Raw genomic sequence first — 22,791 nt, forward strand, 5'->3', positions numbered from 1 at the left:
CGGGAATGACGGTGGGGCTTGATACCTTAACTGGACGGCATTAGCCCGTTGAGGCGGCCTTCTTCTTGTGCGCGCGCCAGGGAGGTTTGCACCCCGGCCGCGCGCGGCTCAGCGCAGCTTGCCCGAACCCAGCAGGCGCGCGGGTTCGACTTCATTGCCGGCTTCGGGCTGGCTGCCGGCCTGGAACGCGATCCGGTGCAGCGCCACCGGCCGCGGCCCGAGCTGCCGCGGTGCCCTGGTGTCGTCCTGCACATCCTGGCTGCTGTCTGCCGGCGTGGCCCGCACCGGCTTGCGCGAGGATTCGCCAAGCGAGGAGTATGGGGCGTATTCCGGCACGATCGACTGCACCACCGTCTGTATGCTGACCTCGTCGCGGGAGTCGCAGGCCGCATAGAGCCGCGCCAGCTTTTCCTGCAGTTCCGCCTCTTCCAGGCGTGGCTCCTCCGAGCACATGATGCGTTCGTGCTCGCTCGGCGTGACGTTCCCGCCGATCAGCAGCTCTTCATAAAGCTTCTCCCCCGGGCGCAGGCCGACGAACGCGATCTCGATGTCGCCATTCGGGTTCTTGCTGGTGCGCTCCACCAGCCCCGCCATCTCGATCATCGTTTTGGCCAGGTCCACGATCCGCACCGGCTGCCCCATGTCCAGCACGAACACCTCGCCGCCGCGCGCCATGGCGCCGGCCTGGATCACCAGTTGCGAGGCCTCGGGAATCAGCATGAAGAAGCGGATGACATCCGGGTGGGTGATCGTGATCGGCCCGCCCGCTTCGATCTGGCTGCGGAACAGCGGAACCACCGAGCCGGAAGACCCCAGCACGTTGCCGAAGCGGACCATCGCGTAGACCGTGCGGGTACCGGGCCTGGCGGCGGCGGCCTGGAAGATCAGCTCCGCGATGCGCTTGCTCGCGCCCATCACGTTGGTGGGCCGCACCGCCTTGTCGGTTGAGACCAGCACGCACGTCTGCACGCCGAAGCGATCGGCCATGTTGGCGATGGTGAGGGAGCCCAGCACATTGTTGCGAATGCCTTCGGGCATGTTGTCTTCGACCAGCGGAACGTGCTTGTACGCTGCGGCGTGGTAGATCGTATCGACCTGCTGGCCCTGCATCGCCGCGGCCACCGCGTTGGGGTCGCACACCGAGCCGATGCGCGCCATCAGCGGCACCCCGGGGAAGTTGCGGCGCAGGTCCTGCTCGATCATGTACAGCGCCCACTCGGAATGGTCGAGCAGGATGATCTTGGCTGGCTGCTGCGAGGCGACCTGCCGGCACAGCTCGCTGCCGATGGAACCACCTGCACCGGTCACCATGACGACCTTGCGGTGCGTGCACTTGGCGAACAGCGCCTCGCGCGGCGGCACGGGAGGCCGACCGAGCAGGTCCTCGAGCTTGACTTCACGGATCGACTGCATGGTGATCTTGCGGTCTACCAGTTCCAGCAGCGTAGGCAGGGTTCGTACGCTCACCGCACACCGGTGCAGCTTGTCCAGGATCCGCTTGCGCTGCTCCGGCGACAGGGATGGCACCGCCAGCACGACTTCGTCGACGCCCAGCCGCTGCAGCTCTGTCCTCAGGCGCGAGGTATGGAACACCGGCAGGTCGGCGAACGTGTGGTTGCCGAGCGAGCGATCGTCGTCGAAGAAGCAGACGGCCTCGTGGTCGACGCTGGCGCGCATGGCGCTGGCAAGCTGGAAGCCCGCCTCGCCGGCGCCGTAGATGGCGACATGCCGGGTCGGATGGCCGCGGGAGTTGCGCCACCGCTGGGTGCGCCGAACCAGGGCGCGGATCAGGAAACGCGAGATCACCACGTAGGCAAAGGCGATGAACCAGTAGATCAGCAGGCCAGCGCGCGGCAGGCGGCTGTCGTTGATCAGGAACGATACCGCGTAGGTCAGCCCGACCAGGGCTGCCATGCTGATGCCGGCCGCCCATAGCACCTTGAGGTCGATATACCGCAGCACGGTCCGGTAGAGCCCGCTGAAGGCGAGCACCGGGATCGTCAGCACCGCGATGAACAGCGGCGGCAGGATCCCGTACTGCCTGATCAGTCCATCGTCCCCGGCACGCAGCAGCAGCGCCAGCGTGAAGCACAGTGGCAACGCGAGCATGTCGATCGTCATCATCAGGACGATCTTCTGCCGGCGCGTCAGGGATACGGGACTCGGCAAGCGCAGGCTGGTCATGACCACACCTCCTGCCACGTCAGCCGGACCACGCCGGCCGGCCTCGGCTTCAACATCGTCACTGCTGTCCGCACGCCCTGGGACCGGCAGGGGACGGTTTCCGCTCGAAGGATCCATATCGGTGTGTTCATGGCACGGCTCTTCTTCTTCCCGTCAGCGCGCACGCCAGCGGCCGGCACGTTGCATGCCGTGGTACTGGCGGCGCAGCACCCGGCACGATGTGCCGGTGTGATTCGCTTACCTGGAAAGCTATCGTGTCTGCACGGGGTGGTGCAATTGGGCTACGTGCGCTGCCGAACGCGGTTTCGGCGAAGGGGTAGCGGGCGGCGCTGCGTGCGCAGAAACGGGTACGCATGCCGGCCGTGGGAGGGGCGTCGGAACGCCTCGGTGCGACGATGCAGGCACTGCAGCGGCGGGAATGGACACCGCCGATGCATTGCCGGCTCGATTCGCGCGGGGCGCTCGCGTATCCGCAGAAATGGGTACGCCCGGGGCATGCCCCGGGCTGGCGCGCCGCTCAGTCGCGTGGCAGTGGCACGCCCAGGCCCGCCGCCGACGTACCCTCGCCACGGTCAGCGCGCGGATCGCGCAGCAACTGCCACAGGCGGCCCGCGGTGGCGTAGAAATCGCTGGCGCCGCGCGCGCCTGCGGTGCGCAGGTCGCGGCCCAGCGCGTGCGGCAGCGCCAGCAGCAGGAACAAGGCCGTCTTTACCGGGCGCCGTTGGCCGCGCCGGTAGCGCTGGCAGGCCACGTACAGGCGCGCGGCGTCGCAGGCCGGGCCGGCGCGCTCGGCGCGTGCCGCGGGGCTTGAGGAACCTGAGGAACCTGAGGGACCTGAGGGGCGTGTGTCAGGCAGGCGCTGGTTGACGGCGCTCGCGACCAGCTCGATGCGGTAGCCCAGTTCCTGCACCGCACGGCCAGTCAGCTCGAGTTCGTCGTAGCCGCCGGCAAGCTGCTCGTCGAAGCTGGCTTGCTCGAACAGCGCGCGCGGGAACACCGCGCTGTGCAGCAGCACGGAGCGCAGGCGTTCGCCGCGCCGGTAGTCCTGCGTGGGATCGCCCAGGAAGGCAGGCTTGCGCGGGCGCCCCGGCTGCCCCTGGCACACCTCGGTACCGGTCAGGATCAACGGTGTCGCGCAGCCGGCCGTGGCCCGGCGGATATGATCGTCGGCAATGCACTCGGCCATCTGCTGCAGGAAGGTCGGGCCCAGCAGGGTCTGGTCGTCGAGGAACAGCACGTGCGAACCGGTGACCGCGCGCAAGGCGCGGTTGCGGTTGGCCGCCCTGCAGCGGCGCGGCCCTTCCAGGTACGTGACGTCCGGATGGTCGCAGCGCATCATCTCGCGCGTGGCGTAGCCGCTGCTGTCGTCGGTGACGATCAGCTGGTGCGGCGGCATGGTGGATTCGGCAACCGCCTGCAGCGCGCGCTGCAGGCCCTCGGGATGGTCGCACGTGAGAATGCACACCGAAAAGGTGGGCAGGAAAGTGCTTGCCGGCATGGTTGACCCCTCCGATGTTCGGCGTGAAGGCTGGCACGCGCGCCGGCGCCGTCTGGCGCGGGCACGGCGCGGTGCCAGTGATGCTGCTACAGCGTCTGGCCGGTGCTGCCGAAGGCGGCTTCGGCGCGCGGCGAACCGACCACCGTGCGGCTGCTGTCGCGCGTGAACGGCTCGTCGCCGCTGACCCACTCCAGCGTCGCCCCGCGCTGCAGGGCGGCGTAGACCGCTTCGCCCTTGTTGCGCACCTTGAGCCGCTGGTACAGCGTGCAGGCGTGGCTTTTCACCGTGGCCACCGAGATGTTCAGCATGCGGCTGACCGTCTTGATCGGGTAGCCGCGAGCCAGCAGCACCAGCACTTCGTACTGGCGCGGCGTGATCTTGAGCATTTCCGCTTCGCCGTAGCTCGGCTCTTCCTCGGCGATCGGCACGGCGCTGGCGGCAGCTGGCGCTGGCAACGGCTGGCCCGGTCTCAGGTCGGTCAGGTCCCGCACTGCCACGGCAGCGCGCGGCGTGCCGCGCTGCACGCTGGCGCATGAGGCGAGCGAGAGCGAGTCCGTGGGCAGGTTCGCCGGCAAGGGCAGCGGCGCGGCCGAGGCGAGCGACTGCACCGCCGGCATGGCCGAACGCGAGGCGGAAGGCGTGGTCCCGGTCTCGGCAGAGAACAGCAGGCCTTGCACCCCCGAGATGGCCAGGCGGATGGCCGCCTCGATCACCGCCAGCGAGGCCGTCTTCGGCAGGCAGCCGCACACGCCGCGGGCGCTTTCCGGATTGGGCACGTGCAACGGCAGCACGTCGGCGAGGATCAGCACGCGCTGCGGCTGCAGCACGGCCTGGGCCTGTTCGAGTTGTACCCAGCCCGGACCGGGTTCGGCGGGCATGCCGAACACGAGCAGGTCTGCACGGTGGTGGCGGCTATCCAGCCTGGCAATGTCCGCGGGCGCAATGGCTGCCACCTGGGCGGATTCCTGGATGTTCTCGAGCATCTGCAACAGCCCGAGCCGGAGCAGCGGATGCTCCTCGATCAGCAACGCGTTCATCGACTTCACTCCCCGTTTACTCGGGAGCGGACAGCGGGACGCTTTGCGTATGGAGGGCAGTGCAGGACGGCAGCCACCATTGGTGTCTGACCGCGTGTGTGACCCCCATGCTTCCATGCCCCGGCAGTCCCGTTCTTCTGGATGGAACTTGTCGATGGCTGGATGGTTGACCCGAACCCGAACCCGAAAGATTCTCGCTCCTAAATCGGCTTAAATTCATCTTATGGGCTGGTTGAGTGGATTGCAAGCGAGCGGAATTGGGACGAGGCAGGGTAGGAATGACAGGCTTGTCATAATCCTTTAGGAATTCACCCGAATGCGCCATCCCAGGTTCCGCAAACGCCGCACTGGCGCCGGGTTCCGGCAGTTTCAACGATGTGACACCTGAATTTAAAATGGTTGCAGCGCTGAAACAGATCACATTATCCTAAGCCCCCATGAGAGGGGTTGCTAACCCTATCGTGGGGTGTACGGAATATATGGTGCATGCAGGTGGCGCAATTATGAAACGGCAGCTTGATACAGCGTTCCGTAATATATCTGCGCGATTAATGACGCGCTCGGGCGCATGGCCTAGTGCTTCTGGATGAGGCGTGGCTACACCCTCGGAATGAGACCTGGGAAGGCCGCTGCACCGGTCTGCACCCGGCTTGCCACCAACTGGATCCGCCAGGGTGGCAAGCCGGTATCGGAACCCGGTGCTTCAGCGGGTCCAGTGGCCGGGGCGCATGACCCAGCCCTGCGGCCCGCGCACCCAGCGGTCGGGCACGAAGCGGTGGCCCGGGCGCTGCGCCTGCCAGTAGCCCGGGCGCCAGTCGTAGCGGCCGCGCACGCCGGCCCAGTGGCCGGGCACCCAGACCTGGCCGCGGCGCGCGGCGGGATGCGGTTCATGGCGCGGCGGCGGCGGCGGATGGCCATAGCCGCGGGCCACGGCGGTGGGATGGGCTTCGGCGGGGGCGATCAGTCCGAAGGCGCCGCCCGTGGCGAGGACGGCTGCGGCAAGCAAGAGATGGCGTTTCATGGGATGGCTCCTTGTGGGCGGTCGTTGTCAGGCAACCAGGCAATCAGGCAATCGATCATCAATCCGGGGATCAATCCAGGGATCAATACCGGTCGTAGTGATGGTGGTGGCGGGGCGGCGGGCCGCCGCGCGGCGGCACGACGATGCAGGCGGAAAGCAATGCGGCCGTGGTGGACAGCAGCACGACCAGGGAAAGGGCTCGTTTCATTTCTGGGCTCCTGGCGGGATCGCGTTGGACACGGCTTCAATGTAGCGACCGGCCCCCTCGCTGCGTGCTTGCACTTGTAAGGCTGTCTCACATGGGGAGGAACCGTGGGGGATCGGGCGCGCGCTGCCCGGCGATGCCTGCGGAGCCTTGTGCGGCAAGGCGCGCCGGACGCGGGAGCGGCATTGCCAAAGGGTGCGGCAAGCCCACGGATGGCGTAATGTGACGTTACATCGGAAATAGATCTCGCAAGCTGACGCGGGCGCATTGCCGCGCTGACGCAGAAACGGGTACGGTCGGCGGCAATGCCGCGGTCCTGCCCCGAGTCCTTGCCGGGAAGGGCCGGGACGGTGCAGCATGCTTCAGCATGGCTCGCGTTGCGCGCCGGGCGGGTTCGTTACGATGCGTGCGGGATGCCGGTATGGCCGCTCAGGGGCACTGCGTCAATGGCATGAAGCTTGCGCGTGGCGGAGTGCCAGACGGAGTGCCGGACGGAGTGCCGGACGGAGTGCCAGACGGAGCCGGTCGGGCCAGGAAGCGGAATCTGCCACGTGTGCTTGAAGGAGGCGCCATGCCAATCATGCTCATCGTGCTTGCCTTGCAGTTTTTGCAGGGGCTGTCGCCACCCGCCGCGGCGCTGTTCGCGCTGCCCCAGGAGGTGCTGGATGCCACGGCCACGGTAGAGGCTGCGCTGACTCGCTGACCTGCCGCTTCTCCACGAGGGGTTCGGCGGCGGCATCGTGGGCGCGATCGATTTCCGCATGGACCTGCAGCGCGAAGCCGACCCCAACGGGGATCGGGTGCGCATCGGGATGTCGGGCAAGTTCCTGCCCGGCAAGCGCTACTGAAGGCGGCCGATGCCGACTGCTGAAGACTCGGCGGACGCCGCAGCATAGGCGGCGACGTAGCCGGCCGGATTCAGGCGCAGCGTCAGCCCGGCCACCAGCGCCGCGCAGCCGAGGTGGTACCACCAGCCCGCGGCAAAGCCGCCGGTATGAGCTTGCAGCATCGCGGTCAGCCACGGCGCCAGTGCCGCCAGCAGGAAGCCGCCGCCCTGCATCAGCGCGCTCAGCGCGCCGGCGCTGTCCGGGTCGGGCAGGTGGTCCAGCGCCACCACCAGGTACAGCGCAAAGCAGCCGCCCAGCCCGGCGCCGCCGATCACGGCCCATGCGTACGGCGCCGCGTCGGGCCAGAGCGCGAGCCCGGCAAAGCCGGTCGCCTGCATCGCCAGCGCCAGCATCATCCACGCGCGCCGATCGACGCGCCGAGCCGCCAGTGCCGGCAGCAGCAGTGCCGCGCCGGCCTGCGCCACCGCCATCATTGCCACCAGCGCGCCGCTGGCGGATGCGCTCCAGCCGTGGCCCTGGTAGAACGGCGCCAGCCACGCCACCAGCGAGGCATAGCCGCCGTTCATCACGCCAAAGCCTCCCATCAGCAGCCACGTGCGCGGCCGGCGCAGCAGGGCGCGCGTCGCGCCCGCGGAAGGGCTGCGCGCCGCTGCCTGGTCCGGCAGCCGGTCCTTGCGATGCGTGCGCGGCAGCGCCACCCAGCCAAGCGCCAGCGCGGCCAGTGCTGGCAGTGCCCACAGCGCCAGCGCTTCGCGCCAGCTGCCGGACAGCGCCGTCACGTAGGGCGAGAGCTGCGCGCCCAGCGCACCGCCGCCCATCAGCGCGGCCGAGTACAGCCCCATCACCGGGGCCACGCGGCCGGGAAATTCCTGCTTGACCAGTCCCGGGAAGGCCGCCTGCACCACGGCCACGCCCAGCCCGCACAGCGCCGCCGAGGCGATCAGCCCGCCGCCATCGGCCACGCCGAGGCGCAATGCGCAGCCCGCGCCCAGCAGCGCCAGCGCACCCAGCACCGCGTTGCGCGCACCCAGGCGGGCGCGCAGCGCGGGGCCGAAGAACGCGCCCACGCCCATCAGCAGCATCGGCAGCAAGGTCAGCCAGGCCATGCCCTGGTACGTGAGTCCGGTGCCGGCGCGGATCGTCGGCGCGAGCGGCCCCACCGCGGTCAGGAACGGCCGCAGGTTCAGGCCGATGCCGGCCACGGCAGCCAGTACCAGCCAGCGCGCCGGTGCCCTGCCGCTGCGCGTGCGTGCCGCGGCGCCGGCGAGGTCGGGCGCCTGTGCCATGTCCGCCATGTCAGCGGCGCGAAGTGTGCGGGGCGCGCGGGCCGTAGAGCTGGGCGGCGGACAGGTCTACCGGCACGCGCGTCAGCGGCAGCGGCGGCGGATCCAGCGGCAGGCGCAGCGCCTGGTAGGCGGCTTCGCTGGACAAGCCGTAGGGCGCGGCGTCGTTGTTGTCGAAGGCGTAGTAGACCGCCTGCACCCCGGCCATGGTCATCGCCGCCAGGCACATCGGGCAGGGGTGGCCGCTGGCGTAGACCACGCTGCCGCGCAGGTCCGGACGGCCCAGCTTGCGCGCCGCGGCCCGCACCGCTTCCATTTCGGCGTGGGTGGTCGGGTCGTGGCTGTGCACGATGTCGTTGACGCCGGTGGCAACGGCCTGGCCGTCGATGGCCAGCACGGCACCGAAGGGGCGCCCGCCGCGGTCGCGGTTGGCTGCGGCAAGGCGCACCGCCTCTCGCATGAATGCCTGGTGAGTAGTCATGGCTTGTGCAGGGATTCCGATAAGTGAGTCCACGCTCGCAAGACTTGCGGCATGGCAACTGGCAGGTTGCACACTGTACGCTGGGGCTTGGTGATTGGGAAATTAAATGATGAAATCGCTGGCAGTGGAAAACCCAATGGAAGGCCCGCCATGCAGGACCCCCGACTCGATCCCGTGCTGTTGCAGAGTTTTGTCGCCGTGGCGGAGAGCGGCAGCTTTACCCGCGCAGCCCAGCGCGTGCACCTGACCCAGTCGACCGTCAGCCAGCAGGTGCGGCGGCTTGAAGACCAGCTTGGCTGCGTGCTGCTGGACCGCGGCGGGCGCTACGTGGTGACGACACCGGAGGGTGAGCGGCTGCTGGGCTACGCGCGCCGCCTGCAGCAGCTGATGGCCGAGGCGGTCGGGCAGCTGCGCCAGAGCGCCGGCCAGGGCGAGATCCGCATCGGCGTGCCAGAGGATTTCGCGGCGCGGCCGCTGACACCGGTGCTGGCCGCGTTCGCCGACGACTGGCCCGGGGTGCGCCTGGAAGTGACCAGCGGCATGAGCCACGAGCTGTGGCAGCGCTTCCAGGACCGCGAGTTCGACCTGGTGCTGGTCAAGCAGCGCGTGGCGCAGGCGCCGGGCATGGCCAGCTGGCCCGAGCCGCTGTGCTGGATCGACAGCCGCACCCGGCCGGCGGTGGCGCGCGATCCGGTGCCGTTGGTGGCGTTTCCCGCCGGCGGGCTGTACCGCGGCGAGATGACGCACGCGCTCGACGCCGGCGGACGGCGCTGGCGCATCGCCTTCGTCAGCGCGAGCCTGGCCAGCATCCTCGCCGCGGTGGCGGACGGGCTCGGCATCACGCTGCTGCCGCGGCGCCTGGCCACGGCGCATCACCAGGTGCTGGACGGCGGCGGCTGGCCGGGGGCGGTGCCGGACGTGGAGCTGAGCCTGCACGCGCAGCCGGACCTGCCGGCCCCGGCGCGCGACATGGCCGCGCGCCTGGCCGCACTGTGCGAGCGAGTCATGAGTTCCGGCGCCGCGGCGCCGGATGTCGGCTAGCGCAAGCGTCAGCCGAACTCAGCCGAAGTATTCGTTGTAGTAGCGGGTGCAGGTGCCGGACGGCCGGAAGGTGTACGGCAGTTCGGCCAGCGCGGCGGCTTCGAGCGAGCCGAAGGGGATGTCGGGCGCGTTCAGGCTGGCGGCTTCGGTGGCGTCGGAGGGATGAGCAGGACGGTGGGCAGGATGCTGGGCGTGGGCTTGCGAAGTCATTTTGCGGTACGTCGAAAGGCCGGCCGGGCCGGCGATTGGCAAGGCACCCATCCTAATGCGCCCGCGCGCCGGGATCAGCCCCCCTGCGTTGAACACACTGTTGCGCAATCGCGTCCAATCGCGGCGGCTTGCGTGACGTTGGCGGCGGATGAAGGCAACCCGCCGGTTGCGCCGACGCCTTCCGCGGCAAGGTCTATATTGGCCGAAGGGCTACCCTGCGGTGCCCCGGCCGGGGATTGCCGGCCAGCCAAACCGGGAGCGCGCCATGCCAGTCCCACCGTGCTTTGCCGATCGCCGCGAAGCCGGCCATTACCTCGGCCGCCGCCTGGCGGAACTGGGCTTCGGCACCGACAAGCTCGGCCAGCCGGCGCTGGTGCTGGCGCTGCCGCGCGGCGGCGTACCCGTCGCCTTCGAGGTGGCGCACGCGCTCGGTGCGCAGCTCGACGTGCTGCTGGTGCGCAAGATCGGCGCCACCGGCTACCCGGAGCTGGCGCTGGGCGCCGTGGTCGAGGGCGATGCCGGCGGCGGCGGGCCGCATACGGTGGTCAACGACGATCCCTGGGCACGCCGCGCGGTGGAAAGCGGCAGCTTCGATGCCGAACGCGGGCGCCAGCTCGACGAGATCGCCCGGCGCCAGCAGCGCTATCGCGGCGGCGCGCCGGTGCCGGCGCGGGCCGGGCGTACCGTGATCGTGGTCGATGACGGCGTCGCCACCGGGGCGACCATGCGCGCCGCTTTGGAAGGCGTGCGCATGGCCGGCGCCGCACGGGTGATCGCGGCCACGCCGGTCGGCGCACAGGAAGGGCTGGCCAGCCTGGAGGCGGCGGCCGACGAGGTGATCTGCCTGAATACGCCGCCCAACTTCGGCGCGGTCGGCTCCTTCTACCTGGATTTCACCCAGACCAGCGACGACGAGGCGCTCGGGCTGCTGCGCCAGGCGGCCGCCACGCGCGCGGGCTGACGCGTCAGCGGCAGCGTTAGCGTCAGCGCCAGGCCCGGGCGGCCAGGCGCCGCTTCAGGTGCGGCACCAGCCCGCCGGCGCCGAGGATTTCGCGCAGGAAATCGGGGATCGGCTCGCACGCTACCGTGCTGCCGTCGTCCAGGCGCAGCAGCGCCGTCTCCAGGTCCAGCGCCGCCCGGGCGCCGTCGGCCAGCCGGCCGGCCTCCGCGCACACCAGCACCGGCAGTCCCAGGTTGATCGCGTTGCGGTAGAACAGCCCGCCGAACGACAGCGCCACCACCGCGCCCACGCCCAGCTCGCGCAGCGCCTGCGGCGCCTGCTCACGCGAGGAGCCGATGCCGAAGTTGGCGCCCGCTACCACCACATCGCCCGGCCGCACGCTGCCTGGAAACTCGGGGCGCAGCGATGCCAGGCAGTGCCGCGCCAGCACGGGCAGCGGCGATTTCATCAGCACGGCGGGGGCCATGGCATCGGTGTCGACGTTGTCGCCGAAACGCCAGATGCGGCCGGCGGGGGCGGGGGCCGGTATATCGGCCGGATTGGGGGCGGCAGGAGCAGTCATGCAAGAGGTCAGGCCCGCCCGCGCGGGCGCGTGGTCAGGCCGCGTCGTTATGGTTTTATGCCAGCAAGGTGCGCGGGTCGGTAATGCGGCCGGTGACGGCGCTGGCGGCCACGGTCATCGGCGAACCCAGCCACACCGCGCTGCCGGCATCGCCCATGCGGCCGGAAAAGTTGCGGGCGGTCGAGGCGATGGCGCGGCTGCCGGCGGGAAAGCGCGCGGCGCCATAGCCGGCGCAGGCGCCGCAGGCATTGGGCAGCAGGCTGGCGCCGGCCTCGGCCAGGATGGCGAGCGTGCCTTCGCGTTCGGCCTGCTGCTGGTCGCGGCGCGAGGCGGCGGCCACCTGCAGCGTGACGCCCGGCGCGACCCGGCGTCCGCGCAACACGCGCGCGGCCATGCGCAGGTCTTCGAGCTTGGCGCCGGTGCAGGCGCCGAGATAGGCGATCTGCACCGGTTCGCCGGCGGCCTGGTCGACCGGCGCGCTGTTGGCCGGCGAATGCGGCGCGGCCACCTGCGGCGCCAGCGCCGCGGCGTCGAAGCGGTGGTGCGCCAGTACCGGCGCCTGCGCGTCGGTGCGCCAGTGCGCCAGGTCGATCTGCGCCAGCACCTGCGCCGGCACGCCGGCCTGTGCCAGCCAGTCCAGCGTGACCGCATCGGGGGCGACCAGGCCGGTCTGCGCGCCCAGTTCGGCGCTCATGTTGGCCAGCGTCATGCGCTCCTGCATCGGCAGCGCGGCGACGGCGCTGCCGGTGTACTCGAGCGCCTGGTAGCGTCCGCCGCCCAGGCCGAGCGTGGCGCACAGGAACAGGTTGATGTCCTTGGCGCAGACCCCGGGCGCGAGTACGCCGTCCCATTCCAGCCGGATCGTGTGCGGCACGCGCAGCCAGATCTCGCCGGTGGCCAGCACGCCGGCCATCTCGGTGGCGCCCACGCCGAACATGTAGGCGCCGAACGCGCCGCCGGTCGGGCTGTGGCTGTCGCCGCCGACGATCAGGCGGCCCGGCAGCACGTGCCCGCGTTCGGGCAGCACCACGTGGCAGATGCCTTCGGCATCGATCAGCTCGGCGCCGGCCTGGCGCGTCCAGTCGCGGGTGAAGCGCAGGATCGATTCGGCCTGGGCGTCGCCGCCCGGCACGAAGTGATCGGTCACCACGACATAGCGCGACGGGTCCCACACGCCCACGCCGAGCTCCTGCAGCAGCGGCGCGACGCGGCGTGGGCCGCTGGAGTCGTGCGACATCGCCAGGTCGACCCGGCAGATCGCCACGGTGCCGATCTCGGCATAGTCCAGTCCGGCCGCGCGGGCGACCAGCTTCTGGGCCAGCGTCGCCGGCCGGGCCGCTGCCTCGGTGTCGGCCTCGGCGGCGGCCTCGGCGCAAGGGGAATCCGCAGGCACGCTCATTCCGGCGATGCCCCCGAATACCTGACCACCGAGGCCCAGCGCTTGACGTCTTGCCTGACGAAGGCTGCGAACGCCTCGGGCGCCATGCCCACCGGCTGCGCGCCGTCGTTTTCCAGGCGCTTGCGTACCGCGGGCGACTCCAGCCCCTTGCGCGCCGCCTGGTAGAGCGCCTGCGTGACCTCCGCGGGCATGCCGGCGGGCCCGAACAGGCCGAACCATGCGCTCGACTCGAAGCCCTTGACGGTCGCGCCGATCGGCGCCGCGCCCGGGAACTGCGGCATCGGCGCCGGGCTGGTCACGCCCAGCACCTTGAGCTTGCCGGCGCGCACGTGCGGCAGCACGTTGATCGTGCTGGCGAACATCAGGTCGCACTGGCCGGCCAGCACGTCGGTGAGCGCCGGCGCGGTGCCCTTGTACGGGATGTTGACGATATAGGTGCCGGTCATCATCTTGAACATGTCGCCGGCCATGTGCAGCGACGAGCCGACCGAACCGATGGCGAAGTTCAGCTTGCCCGGCTCCGCGCGCGCCAGCCGGATCAGGTCCGGCACGTTGCTGGCTGGCAGCTTGGGCGTGGCCACCAGCACGCTGGGCACGGTGGCGACCAGCGTGACCGGCGTGAAATCCTGCACCGGGTCGAAGGGCAGCTTCTTGTACAGCGTGGCGTTGATGGTGTGGCTGGTGAAGCTCATCAGCAGCGTGCTGCCGTCCGGTGCGCTCCTGGCGACCTGCTCGGCGGCGATATTGCCGCCCGCACCGGGCCGGTTCTCGACCACGACCGACTGCTCCAGCAGCTGCGACATCTCCTGGGCGATGGTACGCGCCAGCGTGTCGGTGGTGCCGCCGGCGGGGGCGCCCACCAGGATCCGGATCGGCTTGCCGCCGGCGACCTGGCCCTGGCCTTGCGTTTGGGCCGCAGCCGCAAGCGGCAGGATCAGCCCGCAGGCGGCCACGGCGGCCAGGCCGGAAACGCGGCGCAGCGCGGTGCGGCGAGCGGGCACAGGCGCAGACTGACGGGTCGGGCTGGACGAAACCAGGCGGAACACTGGCATGACGACTCCTCGCTTGATGTGATCGGGAGTGCGCAGTATCGCCCGACTCGGGTGTCCGCGCATCCGTTGCCTTGCGGCGCGCGAAAGGGATCAGTCGCGCAGGCCGGGGCGGGTCTCGCTTTCCACCCAGACGTTGGCGCTGTCCACGCCGGCGGGCGACAGTTCCATGCGGTACTCGTAGCGGTCGGGGCGGTACTGGCCGAGCAGCAGTTGCACCGGGCGCCCGCCCTGGTCCTTCACCACGCGCCGCACCGCCAGCAGCGCGCCGCCCACCGGCACGTCCAGCAGCGGCGCCACCACCACGTCGGCCAGGCGTGCCGACAGCACCTGGCTGGCGCGGCCGAGCTTGACGCCGCCGGCTTCCAGCAGGCGCAGCACCGGGGTTTCCTCGAGCGCCTGGCGCGTGATCGGGCGGCCCAGGTCCGCAGGCAGGTAAACGGTGATATGCGACAGCGGCCGGTTGCGGTAGTGGCGCACGCGCACGATCTTGACGACCGGGTCGCCCGCCTGGATCCCCAGCGACTCGGCCACGTCGGGCGTGGCGTGGACTTCGTCGATCGAGATCACCTTCACCGACGTCTTCTGGCCCATGTCGATGATGTTGTCGAGCAGGCTCGCGCCGCGTTCCTCGGTGGCCGACGCGGGACGCACGGGGTGCGGGTTGACGAAGGTGCCGAGCCCGCGATGGCGCCGCACCAGGCCTTCCTGCACCAGCCGGTCGAATACGCGGCGCATGGTCACGCGCGAGGCGTGGAACTGCTTGGCCAGGTCGATCTCTCCCGGCAGGGGACCCTGGCCGAAGCGTCCTTCGACGATCTGCTGGCGCAGTACCACGTAAATCTGGTGATACAGGGGAACGACGGCTTCACTCATGGTTTCGCTTGTGGAGAGATGACAAGTCTGTAATGCCTCTAATGTACTTTGAATCAGACATAGAGCCTAGCACGGATAGCCGCTGAGGCGCTTCGGATACAACGTCCGCGCGCGGCGCTGCAGCATGATCCCCCTTTTGCGCCAGGCCTGTGGCCGATCACACGCCAACGGCCACCCGCGTGCCGATGGCGCCGTGCCGGGGCAAGTTGGACTCGCGCCCTGGTGAAGGCAACGATGGCCGGAACCGCGCGGCGAAAAACGGACATCACCGCTATGTGGGGCAGCCAACATGGGAGACGGCGGCGGCACCTCGGGAATCGTGTTTCAGGGCCGATACGTAGCATGGCGCCTCGGGCAACTCCTGAGTCCTTCGGTAAGGCTTTGAAATCTAATGCGTTTTTTTGGGCCCTTGGCGTTACCCCTGAGCCGCCTTGGGGGGCGCTGTCACAGCGATGTGACATGTCGTTTGATGTGCACAGCGGGCGAGGGCGCAGCGATGGCGCAAGCGGCCAGAAAGTTCCGCGGCTGCCACCGGGCAGGCCTTGTATTACAAGGGTTTGCCGTCTCACGTGGCGAAGCTGGCACCGATTATGCGCTAGGGCTGGTCGGTTTGGCAGTTGCCGGACCTGAACCTCCAGCCGTCGTTCCGGACTTGAGCGCCGGCCGGAGGCTGAGCCGCAGTGACACTGTGAATACTCCTGGGAGCATCGATATGAAAAAGACACTACTTGCGTCGGCCATCGCCCTCGCCTTCGGTGGTCATGCATGGGCAAATCCGGTCAACAACAACGACAAGGTCTGGGATGGTGACAACAACCAGACGGCGACGGCCAACTCCCAGCAGAGCGGGAGCGGGGCAAATGCCAATGAATTCTCCGTGGCGGTCCAGAAGAACGACAACAGCACTGACAGCAGCTCGCACAGCAAGAGCACCACGGTCACGGTCGACAAGTCGAAGACGAATTCGAACAACAAGACCAAGACCAATTCCGACAACCACCTGAAGGCCGTGGCTGCCGGTGTCGGCAGCGCCGCTGCCGTTGGCGGGGCCGCATCGTCCAGCATCTCCGACGCCTTCAACAAGACCACCGCCATCGCGGTGAGCAAGCTGAGCGGCACGGTGAGCGGCAACTATGTCCACAACATCGGCAACTATGCCTCGAACTCCGGCAACACCAATGGCGGCAACGGCTACGGTGGCAAGGGTGGCAAGGGTGGCACCGGTTTGGGTGGTTTCGGCGGCACCGGCGGAAACGGGGCTGAGGGCGCAGTCGGTGGCGACGCCACGGCAACCAACGGCAGCGCCAGCGCCGGCTACGCCAGCAGCGGCAAGGCTATCGGCGGCGATGGCGGCGACGGTGGCAAGGCCTCGAACTGGGGTGCCAATGGCGGCGACGGCTACGGCAAGGGCGGCAGCGCGCTTAGCGCGGCGGGCAGCAAGGGCGGCAGCGGCGGCGACGCCTACGGCAAGGGCGGCGGCGCTCTGAGCGCCTCGCTCGGCGCCGGCGGGCGCGGCGGCAGCGCCGGCGCGATCGGCGGTGATGCCTTGGGTGCCAGCGGTGCCCTGGGCGGTATTGCCGCTGCGGCCGGCGGCTCGGGCGGTTCGGGTGGCAACGCCAACGGTCCCGGTGGTGACGCGGGCGGTGCAGGCGGTGCGGGTGCCGGCGCAGGCGCGACCGGGACCAACACGGCTGGTGCTGGTTCTGGCACGGGCGGTGCCGCGGGCGCTGCCGGTGGGACGGGCGGTGCGGGCACTGCCACTGCTACCGCGACCGGTGGTGCTGGCAGCGGCACTGGTGGTGCCGGTGGTTCGAGCAGCGCGGGCTCGGCGGCAACGGCTGGCTCGGGCACGGGCACTGGCGGTGCAGGCGGCACGCAGACTGCCAGCGGCGGCGCCGGTGGCGCTGGCGGTGCTGCCACCGCAGGCGCGGCGAGCACGCAAGCCTCGAACGGCAGCGCCACCACGGGCAGCGGCGGCGCAGGCGGTGCCGGTGGCGCTGGCGGTGCGGCAAGCGGTGGTACCGGCGGTACCGGTGGTGCCGGCGGGATCGGCAACGGCGGCACTGGCGGCGCCGGCGGCTACGTCATGGTCAATGCGGGCACGTTCGACATGTCCAACCTGATGACCAGCGTCGGTCAGTCCGCGGCGGGCGTCATGATGGCGAGCCAGAACAGCGGCGCCGCCTCGCTGACGCAGATGAGCGTGAACGTGCAGGCCAACGTCAACGCCAGGTAAGGCGCGCAGCATCGGCCCGTCCGGAGCCTTGTGCCCGGGACGGGCCGGCACTTCGATATCTTGCCGACAGGACCGGCGCCGCATCCTGTGTGCGGGCGCCCGGCCCCTGTCATGCGTACGCAGCCTAAATGTCTTCGCTGCCGCCCGGATGGGGGCGCGCACGGGGCAGGGGAGGATGACACCATGCAATCGGTCCGCTTTGCCGTCGGGGCACTCGCGACGGTCCTGCTGGCCTGGCCAGCGCTGCAGGCTCGCGCGGAGCCGCCAGGGCTGGAAGCTGCCATGGCTGCCGCGCGCAGTGCCGCGGCAAGCACTCAGGAGGCGGCGGCAGACACAGCGCAGCCCGCCGCAGTCAATAGTTTGTTTGGCGGGGTGGCGAAAGCCGTACCCGTGTCTAAACTAGACGATATCCGCGGTGGCTCGGAAGTCACCGTGAACGATATGCGCCTGCACGGCACGGTCGCCGAGAACGCCGCGTGGAACGTGGTGTCCGGCGCAAACCGGATCACCGAAGGAGCCTTCGCGAACGCGGCCGGGATACCCACCGCGATCCAGAACTCGGGCAACAACGTGTTGATCCAGAACGCAACGATCGTCAACGTCCAGTTCAGACCATGAAGCTGCTGCGCAACCTGTTGGCGTCTGTACCGTTCGTGCTGGCCGCGGGGGCCATTCCGTGCGCCAATGCCGCGGATGTCTATCTCTACGGTCCGGTCGGCGAACCCTACAGTGTCAGGGTCACCAGCGTTCGCGAAGCACGCTTCAAATCCACGATCCGGCAGCAATACGACTTCAGCTGCGGCTCCGCCGCGGTGGCCACGCTACTGACCTACCAGTACGGCCATCCGATGAACGAGGCCACCGTGTTCCAGAACATGTACCTCAACGGCGACCAGGCAAAGATCCGCGCCGAGGGGTTCTCGCTGCTGGACATGAAGCGCTTCCTGGCAGCGCTCGGCTATGAGGCGGACGGCTACGAGCTGCCGCTGTCCAAGCTCGAGGAAACGCAGATCCCGGCCATCGTGCTGATCGTGGAAGACGGTTACCACCATTTCGTGGTGGTCAAGGGTGTGAAAGGCAACCGCGTGCTGGTCGGCGATCCCGCGCGGGGAACCCGTGCCATCTCACGCGAGCGCTTCGAGAAGATCTGGCAGAGCCAGCTGTTGTTCGTGATCCACAACCGCACGGACAATGCGCGCTTCAACCTGGCCGCGGACTGGCGCCTCGCGCCGAGCGGCCCTTACTGGATGGGAGTCAACCGGGATAGCCTGTTCTTTACCGTCATGCCCAAGCATGGCGTTGGCGACTTCTGAGGAATGCATCATGTTGCAGACTTCCTTCCCGACCCCTGCAGCGCCTCGCACCGCCACGGCGGCGGCCGCGATGCTGCTTGGTGCGGGTCTGGCCTGTGCCGGCGTGGCGCATGCCGGTTCGCTACCCCAGCCCGACGGCCTCGACCCGTCGGCGCTGCCGTCGCAGGCGGCTTCTGCCCGCGACCGGGACCCTACACCCGTGGCTGCCGCGCGCGGCAGCATGGCCGGCTGGAAACCGGTCGCACATGACAAGCTCGACGAGATGCGGGGCGGCTTCGAGATGCCGGGCCTGCAGGTTTCGTTCGGTATCGAACGCGCGGTGTACATCAACGGGGCCCTGGTCGTCGCAACCAGCATTAACATCCCGGACGTCGGACGCATCACCGCGGACCAGGCGGCGCGCCTGGCGACGACGCTGGGCCCCGCCATCGTTGCTGCCACCAACACTGCGGTCAATAGCGCGCTGGCGGGCCTCACGGGCGGCACTCCGGGAGACGCGAGCGGGTCGGCCGGCAGCGCCGGCGCCGCGGCGTCGACCGGCGGTGCGGCCGGGGCTGGCTCGGCCACGTCGGCTGCGGCCAATGGCGGCAGCGCCAGTGCAGGCGGTGCCGCGGGCGCGGCCGGCCTGCCCGCTACCGTGGTGACGACCGGCGTGGGCCAGGTGGTGACCAACGGCTTGCTGAACGTGATCCAGAACGGCCCTGGCAATTCGGCCGCGGTGGGATCGCTGGCGGGCACGCCCGCGACGGTGATCCAGAACAGCATGGACAACCAGAGCATCCGGAGCCTGATGACAATCGACGCAGGCGTGAATACGCTGCAGGCTTTCCGGTCGCAATTGGCCAACACAGCGCTGCATGACGCGCTGATTCGGGCCGCCAGCATGAGGTAACCGTAGCGAAGCAGAGGGCAGTACAGGTTGCGGGCTCCTGACAACAGCCCGCCCGTCCCGGGGGAGGAAGACGTGATGAAGAAGCGGTCGATGCAGGGCATCCGGAATGCCGGATGCTCGACGTTGCTGTTGCTCGGCGGCCTGGCACAGGCGCAGACGCCGACCGATGCGGGAGTCCCCGCAGCGGGTCTGGAAACGCTGCAAAGGGAACTCGCCGATCAGGCCAGCCAGCTCGACGCCATGAAGCGGGCCCTGGCCGAACAAGAGGCAGTCATCCGCGAGCTGCGCAGCGTCATCAGCAATGAAGTGCTGGCCACCAAGCGCGGCGGCCAGGGTGTCGGCGGCGGCGTGTCGCCGGCCAATACCGCCACCAATGCCGCCACCGCCGCCGCGGCAGCCAGCGCGGCGCAAAGTGCGCCCAACGCGGTCAACAACCCGCAGCAGATCACGCTGCAGCCGCCACAGGATGTCGCGCAGGGCCCGCAGGCGGGCGAGTCCGCCAATCCGCAGACCGTGGCCGTGGAAGAACCCGTGGGCCGTCCGCCCGAGCGCGAGACCCGGCCGCCCGAGATCGCGCCGATCATCGACCAGCCCGGCGTGCTGACCGCGCAGGGCAAGCTGGTGGTCGAGCCTGGCTTCCAGTACGGCTACTCGTCCAACAACCGCGTGGCACTGGTCGGCTACACGGTGATTCCCGCGATCCTGATCGGCCTGCTCGACGTGCGCGAGGTCAAGACCTCGACCTACATCCCCTCGATCGCGCTGCGCTATGGCGTGACCAAGCGGCTGGAAGTCGAAGCCAAGGTGCCTTATGTGAAGACTTCAGGCTCGACCATCAGCCGCGAAGTCTTCACCGGCACCGCCGTCGACAATGTGTTCAATGCCAGCGGCGCCGGCCTGGGCGACGTCGAGGCGACCGTGCGCTACCAGCTCAACTACGGCAACGAGAAGATGCCGTATTTCGTCGGCTGGCTGCGCTACAAGTCGGCCACCGGCAAGGATCCGTTCGAAGTCGTGACCGATTGCGTGACGCGCTGCGTGGGCAATACCACCGGCACCGGCCTGCCGCTCGGGCTGCCGACCGGCACCGGCTTCCAGGCGCTCCAGCCCGGTATCACCTGGCTGCTGCCGACCGATCCGGCGGTGTTCTTCGGCACCTTCAGCTATCTGCACAACTTTGCGCGCAACAACGTCAGCCGCACGGTGCTCAACGGCGAGAAGGAGGACCTGGGCAAGATCGCCCCGGGCGATATCTTCGAGTTCAGCTTCGGCATGGGCCTGTCGCTCAACGAGAAGGCCTCGTTCAGTATCGGCTATGACCAGGCCATCATCTGGCCGACCAAGCAGAACGGACAGACCGTGCCCGGCTCGGTGCGCATCACGCAGGGTACGCTGCTGGTGGGCTACTCGTACCGCTTCAACGACCGCTACACGCTGAACCTGTCGGTGGGTGCGGGCCTGACGCGCGACACACCCGACCTGCAGGTGAACCTGCGCCTGCCGATCACTTTCTGAGGCGGCTTTCGCCGCGCTTTTCCCGGCATTTCTGACTCACGTGACGCGTGCCTTGCAGCGGCAGGGCACGCGTGCGCGTCACATGTGCGCATGCTTGCGGAGCGCCCCGGCAGTTGCCTTGCGCTTGCCCCCCGAACGGCGTACAACGAAATAACCCCGCGCCGTCAGCGGTACTTTCTCACCCGGTCTACCCACACCATCGGCGCGGCCTGAACAAGGAGAGAGACATGCGCAAACGCATCTTCTGGTTGTTGCCCGACCTGGCGAGCGCCCGCCGCACCATGGACGACCTGCTGCTCGCCCGCGTCGAGAACCGCCGCATCCACTTCGTGGCGCGCGACGGCGAAGACATGACGGGCCTGCATGAGGCCAACCTGTTCCAGACCTCCGACATCGTCCATGCGGCGGAAATGGGCCTGGTGGTCGGCGGCGGCGTGGGCGTGGTGGCCGGCGCGGTGGTGGCGATGTTCCCGATCGTCAGCGATACGCCGCAGTGGGGCCTGGTCGGGGTGCTGGCGGTGCTCGGCGCGGTGTTCGGCGCATGGGCCGCGAGCATGATCGGCAGCTCGGCGCCCAACAGCCGCCTGCGCGCGTTCGAGAAGGACATCGAGGCGGGCAAGATCCTGCTGATGGTCGATGTGCCGCGCGGCCGCGTCGAGGAAATCGAAACGCTGCTGCAGAACGCGCACCCGGAAGCCCGTTTCGCCGGTCTCGATCCGGCGGTGCCAGCCTTCCCCTGACCCGTCCGCAGCCAGCCTTGCCGTCGTGACGGCAAAGGCCATCCGCAGTCTCTCGCGCGCGCCCGCGCGGCGCGCCTTCACGCGCATCTCTTAGCGCGTAGCTGGCCACACCGGAACCGCCCTCCGGGTCCGGTGTGATGCCGCTGCAACACCCCTCCATCTCCTGTTTGCCCTGACCTGACGCATGCGGTAATTTTCGCAACGGCGCATGGCCATTGCCGTGCGCAGTGCGCGACACGCGCCACCGCGCCACCGCGCCACCGCGCAACAGAAGAACGACATACGAGAGGGGTCAATCATGAAGGCGAAATGGATCGCGTGCGGCGTGCTGGCCGCCACGCTGGGTTGGGCCGCGCAAACGGCGCAGGCGGAACCGGGCGTGACCCGCAACACCATCCGCATCGGCCAGTCGGCCGGCGTCACCGGCCCGGTCGCCGGTTCGGTCAAGGAACAGATCGCCGGTGCGCAGGTGTACCTGCGCGCGGTCAATGCCAGCGGCGGCGTGGCGGGACGGCGCATCGAGCTGGTCACCTACGACGACGGCTTCGATGCCAAGCGCACGCCGGACAATGTGCGCAAGCTGCTCGACGAAGACAAGGTGTTCGCGCTGTTCATGGTGCGCGGCACGCCGCAGAACGAGAGCATCCTGCCGCTGGTCGCCGAGCACAAGGTGCCGCTGGTGGCGCCGCTGACCGGCGCGATCACGCTGCACCGGCCGGTGAACCGCTACGTGTTCAACGTGCGCGCCAAGTACCAGGATGAAGTCGCGCGCGCGATCAACCACCTGGCCACCACCGGCATGAGCCGGATCGGCATCTTCCATACCACCGACGGCTTCGGTCTGGACGTGCTCGAAGGCTATACCGCCGCGCTGCAGGCGCGCGGCGTGCAGCCGGCGGCCACCGTCAGCTTCGCGCGGCCGATGGGCGACATCAGCCAGGGCGTCGCCGCCATGAACAAGGCCAACCCGCAGGCGGTGCTGGTGATCGGCTCGGGCTCGGAAGCCGCGCGCATCATCCGCGAGCTGCGCCGCGCCGGCAGCCAGGCGCAGTTCGTCACGCTGTCTAACAACGCCGCCGATTCCTTTATCCGCGAGCTGGGCGACGATGCGCGCGGGCTCATCATCACGCAGGTGGTGCCGGGCACCAACTCCAGCCAGATGACGCTGGCCAGCGAATACCGCAGCCAGGCCCGGCAGCAGGGCGTGGAGCCGTCCAACGCCGGCATGGAAGGCTTCATGTCGGCCAAGGTGCTGGTGGAAGGCCTGCGCCGCGCCGGGCCCGAGCCGACGCGCGAGCGCCTGGTCAGCGCACTCGAAGGCCTGCGCGACTACGACCTCGGCGGCATCCTGATCAGCTACAGTCCGTCGCGCCATACCGGCTCGTCGTTCGTCGAGATGTCGATCGTCTCTTCCACCGGCAAGCTGATCCGCTGAGCGGG

Annotated in this window: 22 protein-coding genes and 1 pseudogene; 11 read left to right on the plus strand and 12 right to left on the minus strand. The window is 69.3% G+C overall.

Annotation, left to right across the window (positions count from 1 at the left end; genetic code table 11):
* Nucleotides 1–108: 108 nt before the first annotated feature.
* The 5 genes from JTE92_RS00125 to JTE92_RS30600 form a co-directional block, all read right to left on the minus strand.
* Nucleotides 109–2,184: a polysaccharide biosynthesis protein gene (locus JTE92_RS00125; RefSeq protein WP_063237671.1), complete on the minus strand. Its 2,076-nt coding sequence runs from the start codon at nt 2,182–2,184 to the stop codon at nt 109–111.
* A 517-nt stretch (nt 2,185–2,701) separates the two neighbouring features.
* On the minus strand, nt 2,702–3,682 hold the full coding sequence (locus tag JTE92_RS00130) for a glycosyltransferase family 2 protein (protein ID WP_063237672.1): 981 nt from the start codon (nt 3,680–3,682) through the stop codon (nt 2,702–2,704).
* Nucleotides 3,683–3,768: 86 nt separating this feature from the next.
* Nucleotides 3,769–4,719, minus strand: coding sequence for a helix-turn-helix transcriptional regulator (locus JTE92_RS00135; RefSeq protein WP_063237673.1), 951 nt, complete (start codon nt 4,717–4,719; stop codon nt 3,769–3,771).
* Nucleotides 4,720–5,422: 703 nt separating this feature from the next.
* The gene (locus JTE92_RS00140) at nt 5,423–5,740 is read right to left on the minus strand and encodes a YXWGXW repeat-containing protein (protein WP_063237674.1); all 318 of its coding nucleotides are present in this window, start codon (nt 5,738–5,740) and stop codon (nt 5,423–5,425) included.
* 82 nt (nt 5,741–5,822) lie between these two features.
* Nucleotides 5,823–5,948 (minus strand): hypothetical protein, encoded by a 126-nt coding sequence (locus tag JTE92_RS30600; RefSeq protein ID WP_255286397.1) that lies wholly within the window; start codon nt 5,946–5,948, stop codon nt 5,823–5,825.
* Between the two features lie 568 nt (nt 5,949–6,516).
* Here JTE92_RS30600 and JTE92_RS30605 point away from each other — a divergent pair.
* Both JTE92_RS30605 and JTE92_RS00145 read left to right on the plus strand, forming a co-directional pair.
* Nucleotides 6,517–6,648: a hypothetical protein gene (locus tag JTE92_RS30605; protein WP_255286398.1), complete on the plus strand. Its 132-nt coding sequence runs from the start codon at nt 6,517–6,519 to the stop codon at nt 6,646–6,648.
* Between the two features lie 7 nt (nt 6,649–6,655).
* Nucleotides 6,656–6,793 (plus strand): annotated as a pseudogene (locus JTE92_RS00145) (cyanase); the annotation flags it as partial.
* Here the strand turns inward: JTE92_RS00145 and JTE92_RS00150 are convergent.
* Together JTE92_RS00150 and JTE92_RS00155 are read right to left on the minus strand one after the other, a co-directional pair.
* Nucleotides 6,787–8,079, minus strand: a complete 1,293-nt coding sequence (locus JTE92_RS00150) for a cyanate transporter (protein WP_063237786.1) — start codon at nt 8,077–8,079, stop codon at nt 6,787–6,789. The pseudogene JTE92_RS00145 and the gene JTE92_RS00150 sit on opposite strands and share 7 nt — an antisense overlap.
* Before the next feature lie 10 nt (nt 8,080–8,089).
* The gene (locus JTE92_RS00155; protein ID WP_084254478.1) at nt 8,090–8,557 is read right to left on the minus strand and encodes a nucleoside deaminase; all 468 of its coding nucleotides are present in this window, start codon (nt 8,555–8,557) and stop codon (nt 8,090–8,092) included.
* A 150-nt stretch (nt 8,558–8,707) separates the two neighbouring features.
* Here JTE92_RS00155 and JTE92_RS00160 point away from each other — a divergent pair, with 150 nt between their 5' ends.
* Nucleotides 8,708–9,598: a LysR family transcriptional regulator gene (locus tag JTE92_RS00160; RefSeq protein WP_063237676.1), complete on the plus strand. Its 891-nt coding sequence runs from the start codon at nt 8,708–8,710 to the stop codon at nt 9,596–9,598.
* Nucleotides 9,599–9,616: 18 nt separating this feature from the next.
* Here the strand turns inward: JTE92_RS00160 and JTE92_RS00165 are convergent, their stop codons facing one another.
* On the minus strand, nt 9,617–9,808 hold the full coding sequence (locus JTE92_RS00165; protein WP_147318591.1) for a hypothetical protein: 192 nt from the start codon (nt 9,806–9,808) through the stop codon (nt 9,617–9,619).
* A gap of 265 nt (nt 9,809–10,073) precedes the next feature.
* Here JTE92_RS00165 and JTE92_RS00170 point away from each other — a divergent pair, with 265 nt between their 5' ends.
* The gene (locus JTE92_RS00170) at nt 10,074–10,769 is read left to right on the plus strand and encodes a phosphoribosyltransferase (RefSeq protein WP_063237678.1); all 696 of its coding nucleotides are present in this window, start codon (nt 10,074–10,076) and stop codon (nt 10,767–10,769) included.
* Nucleotides 10,770–10,791: 22 nt separating this feature from the next.
* Here JTE92_RS00170 and JTE92_RS00175 read toward each other — a convergent pair whose 3' ends face one another.
* The 4 genes from JTE92_RS00175 to JTE92_RS00190 form a co-directional block, all read right to left on the minus strand.
* Nucleotides 10,792–11,331, minus strand: coding sequence for a LeuD/DmdB family oxidoreductase small subunit (locus JTE92_RS00175; protein WP_063237679.1), 540 nt, complete (start codon nt 11,329–11,331; stop codon nt 10,792–10,794).
* 55 nt (nt 11,332–11,386) lie between these two features.
* Nucleotides 11,387–12,652: a 3-isopropylmalate dehydratase large subunit gene (locus tag JTE92_RS00180; protein ID WP_063237787.1), complete on the minus strand. Its 1,266-nt coding sequence runs from the start codon at nt 12,650–12,652 to the stop codon at nt 11,387–11,389.
* 74 nt (nt 12,653–12,726) lie between these two features.
* On the minus strand, nt 12,727–13,782 hold the full coding sequence (locus JTE92_RS00185; protein ID WP_063237680.1) for a tripartite tricarboxylate transporter substrate binding protein: 1,056 nt from the start codon (nt 13,780–13,782) through the stop codon (nt 12,727–12,729).
* A 90-nt stretch (nt 13,783–13,872) separates the two neighbouring features.
* Complete coding sequence (locus JTE92_RS00190) at nt 13,873–14,655, minus strand: GntR family transcriptional regulator (RefSeq protein WP_063237681.1); 783 nt, start codon at nt 14,653–14,655, stop codon at nt 13,873–13,875.
* 712 nt (nt 14,656–15,367) lie between these two features.
* Between JTE92_RS00190 and JTE92_RS00195 the strand changes: the two genes are divergently transcribed.
* The 7 genes from JTE92_RS00195 to JTE92_RS00225 all read left to right on the plus strand — a co-directional run bounded on the left by JTE92_RS00195 (nt 15,368) and on the right by JTE92_RS00225 (nt 22,786).
* Nucleotides 15,368–16,891, plus strand: coding sequence for a hypothetical protein (locus JTE92_RS00195; protein ID WP_063237682.1), 1,524 nt, complete (start codon nt 15,368–15,370; stop codon nt 16,889–16,891).
* Nucleotides 16,892–17,074: 183 nt separating this feature from the next.
* A complete protein-coding gene (locus JTE92_RS00200; protein WP_063237683.1) occupies nt 17,075–17,509 on the plus strand; it encodes a hypothetical protein in 435 nt (144 codons plus the stop codon).
* On the plus strand, nt 17,506–18,204 hold the full coding sequence (locus tag JTE92_RS00205; protein WP_063237684.1) for a C39 family peptidase: 699 nt from the start codon (nt 17,506–17,508) through the stop codon (nt 18,202–18,204). Before JTE92_RS00200 ends, JTE92_RS00205 begins: the two co-directional genes overlap by 4 nt.
* A gap of 10 nt (nt 18,205–18,214) precedes the next feature.
* Entirely contained in the window at nt 18,215–19,096 is an 882-nt protein-coding gene (locus JTE92_RS00210; RefSeq protein ID WP_063237685.1) for a hypothetical protein, read from the plus strand.
* A 75-nt stretch (nt 19,097–19,171) separates the two neighbouring features.
* The gene (locus tag JTE92_RS00215) at nt 19,172–20,611 is read left to right on the plus strand and encodes an acetate kinase (protein WP_063237686.1); all 1,440 of its coding nucleotides are present in this window, start codon (nt 19,172–19,174) and stop codon (nt 20,609–20,611) included.
* Nucleotides 20,612–20,838: 227 nt separating this feature from the next.
* Nucleotides 20,839–21,351 carry a hypothetical protein gene (locus JTE92_RS00220; RefSeq protein WP_063237687.1) on the plus strand — a complete coding sequence of 171 codons (513 nt, stop codon included), beginning with the start codon at nt 20,839–20,841 and terminating at the stop codon, nt 21,349–21,351.
* A gap of 298 nt (nt 21,352–21,649) precedes the next feature.
* Complete coding sequence (locus tag JTE92_RS00225) at nt 21,650–22,786, plus strand: ABC transporter substrate-binding protein (protein ID WP_063237688.1); 1,137 nt, start codon at nt 21,650–21,652, stop codon at nt 22,784–22,786.
* Nucleotides 22,787–22,791: the final 5 nt, after the last annotated feature.

The sequence above is a fragment of the Cupriavidus oxalaticus genome, assembly GCF_016894385.1.
Lineage (GTDB): Bacteria > Pseudomonadota > Gammaproteobacteria > Burkholderiales > Burkholderiaceae > Cupriavidus > Cupriavidus oxalaticus.

Bases quoted from the DNA above. Each gene is read 5' to 3' on its own strand.
- JTE92_RS00125 (WP_063237671.1), bottom strand. From the start codon at position 2,184: ATGACCAGCCTGCGCTTGCCGAGTCCCGTATCCCTGACGCGCCGGCAG.
- JTE92_RS00130 (WP_063237672.1), bottom strand. From the start codon at position 3,682: ATGCCGGCAAGCACTTTCCTGCCCACCTTTTCGGTGTGCATTCTCACG.
- JTE92_RS00135 (WP_063237673.1), bottom strand. From the start codon at position 4,719: ATGAACGCGTTGCTGATCGAGGAGCATCCGCTGCTCCGGCTCGGGCTG.
- JTE92_RS00140 (WP_063237674.1), bottom strand. From the start codon at position 5,740: ATGAAACGCCATCTCTTGCTTGCCGCAGCCGTCCTCGCCACGGGCGGC.
- JTE92_RS30600 (WP_255286397.1), bottom strand. From the start codon at position 5,948: ATGAAACGAGCCCTTTCCCTGGTCGTGCTGCTGTCCACCACGGCCGCA.
- JTE92_RS30605 (WP_255286398.1), top strand. From the start codon at position 6,517: ATGCCAATCATGCTCATCGTGCTTGCCTTGCAGTTTTTGCAGGGGCTG.
- JTE92_RS00150 (WP_063237786.1), bottom strand. From the start codon at position 8,079: ATGGCACAGGCGCCCGACCTCGCCGGCGCCGCGGCACGCACGCGCAGC.
- JTE92_RS00155 (WP_084254478.1), bottom strand. From the start codon at position 8,557: ATGACTACTCACCAGGCATTCATGCGAGAGGCGGTGCGCCTTGCCGCA.
- JTE92_RS00160 (WP_063237676.1), top strand. From the start codon at position 8,708: ATGCAGGACCCCCGACTCGATCCCGTGCTGTTGCAGAGTTTTGTCGCC.
- JTE92_RS00165 (WP_147318591.1), bottom strand. From the start codon at position 9,808: ATGACTTCGCAAGCCCACGCCCAGCATCCTGCCCACCGTCCTGCTCAT.
- JTE92_RS00170 (WP_063237678.1), top strand. From the start codon at position 10,074: ATGCCAGTCCCACCGTGCTTTGCCGATCGCCGCGAAGCCGGCCATTAC.
- JTE92_RS00175 (WP_063237679.1), bottom strand. From the start codon at position 11,331: ATGACTGCTCCTGCCGCCCCCAATCCGGCCGATATACCGGCCCCCGCC.
- JTE92_RS00185 (WP_063237680.1), bottom strand. From the start codon at position 13,782: ATGCCAGTGTTCCGCCTGGTTTCGTCCAGCCCGACCCGTCAGTCTGCG.
- JTE92_RS00190 (WP_063237681.1), bottom strand. From the start codon at position 14,655: ATGAGTGAAGCCGTCGTTCCCCTGTATCACCAGATTTACGTGGTACTG.
- JTE92_RS00195 (WP_063237682.1), top strand. From the start codon at position 15,368: ATGAAAAAGACACTACTTGCGTCGGCCATCGCCCTCGCCTTCGGTGGT.
- JTE92_RS00200 (WP_063237683.1), top strand. From the start codon at position 17,075: ATGCAATCGGTCCGCTTTGCCGTCGGGGCACTCGCGACGGTCCTGCTG.
- JTE92_RS00205 (WP_063237684.1), top strand. From the start codon at position 17,506: ATGAAGCTGCTGCGCAACCTGTTGGCGTCTGTACCGTTCGTGCTGGCC.
- JTE92_RS00210 (WP_063237685.1), top strand. From the start codon at position 18,215: ATGTTGCAGACTTCCTTCCCGACCCCTGCAGCGCCTCGCACCGCCACG.
- JTE92_RS00215 (WP_063237686.1), top strand. From the start codon at position 19,172: ATGAAGAAGCGGTCGATGCAGGGCATCCGGAATGCCGGATGCTCGACG.
- JTE92_RS00220 (WP_063237687.1), top strand. From the start codon at position 20,839: ATGCGCAAACGCATCTTCTGGTTGTTGCCCGACCTGGCGAGCGCCCGC.
- JTE92_RS00225 (WP_063237688.1), top strand. From the start codon at position 21,650: ATGAAGGCGAAATGGATCGCGTGCGGCGTGCTGGCCGCCACGCTGGGT.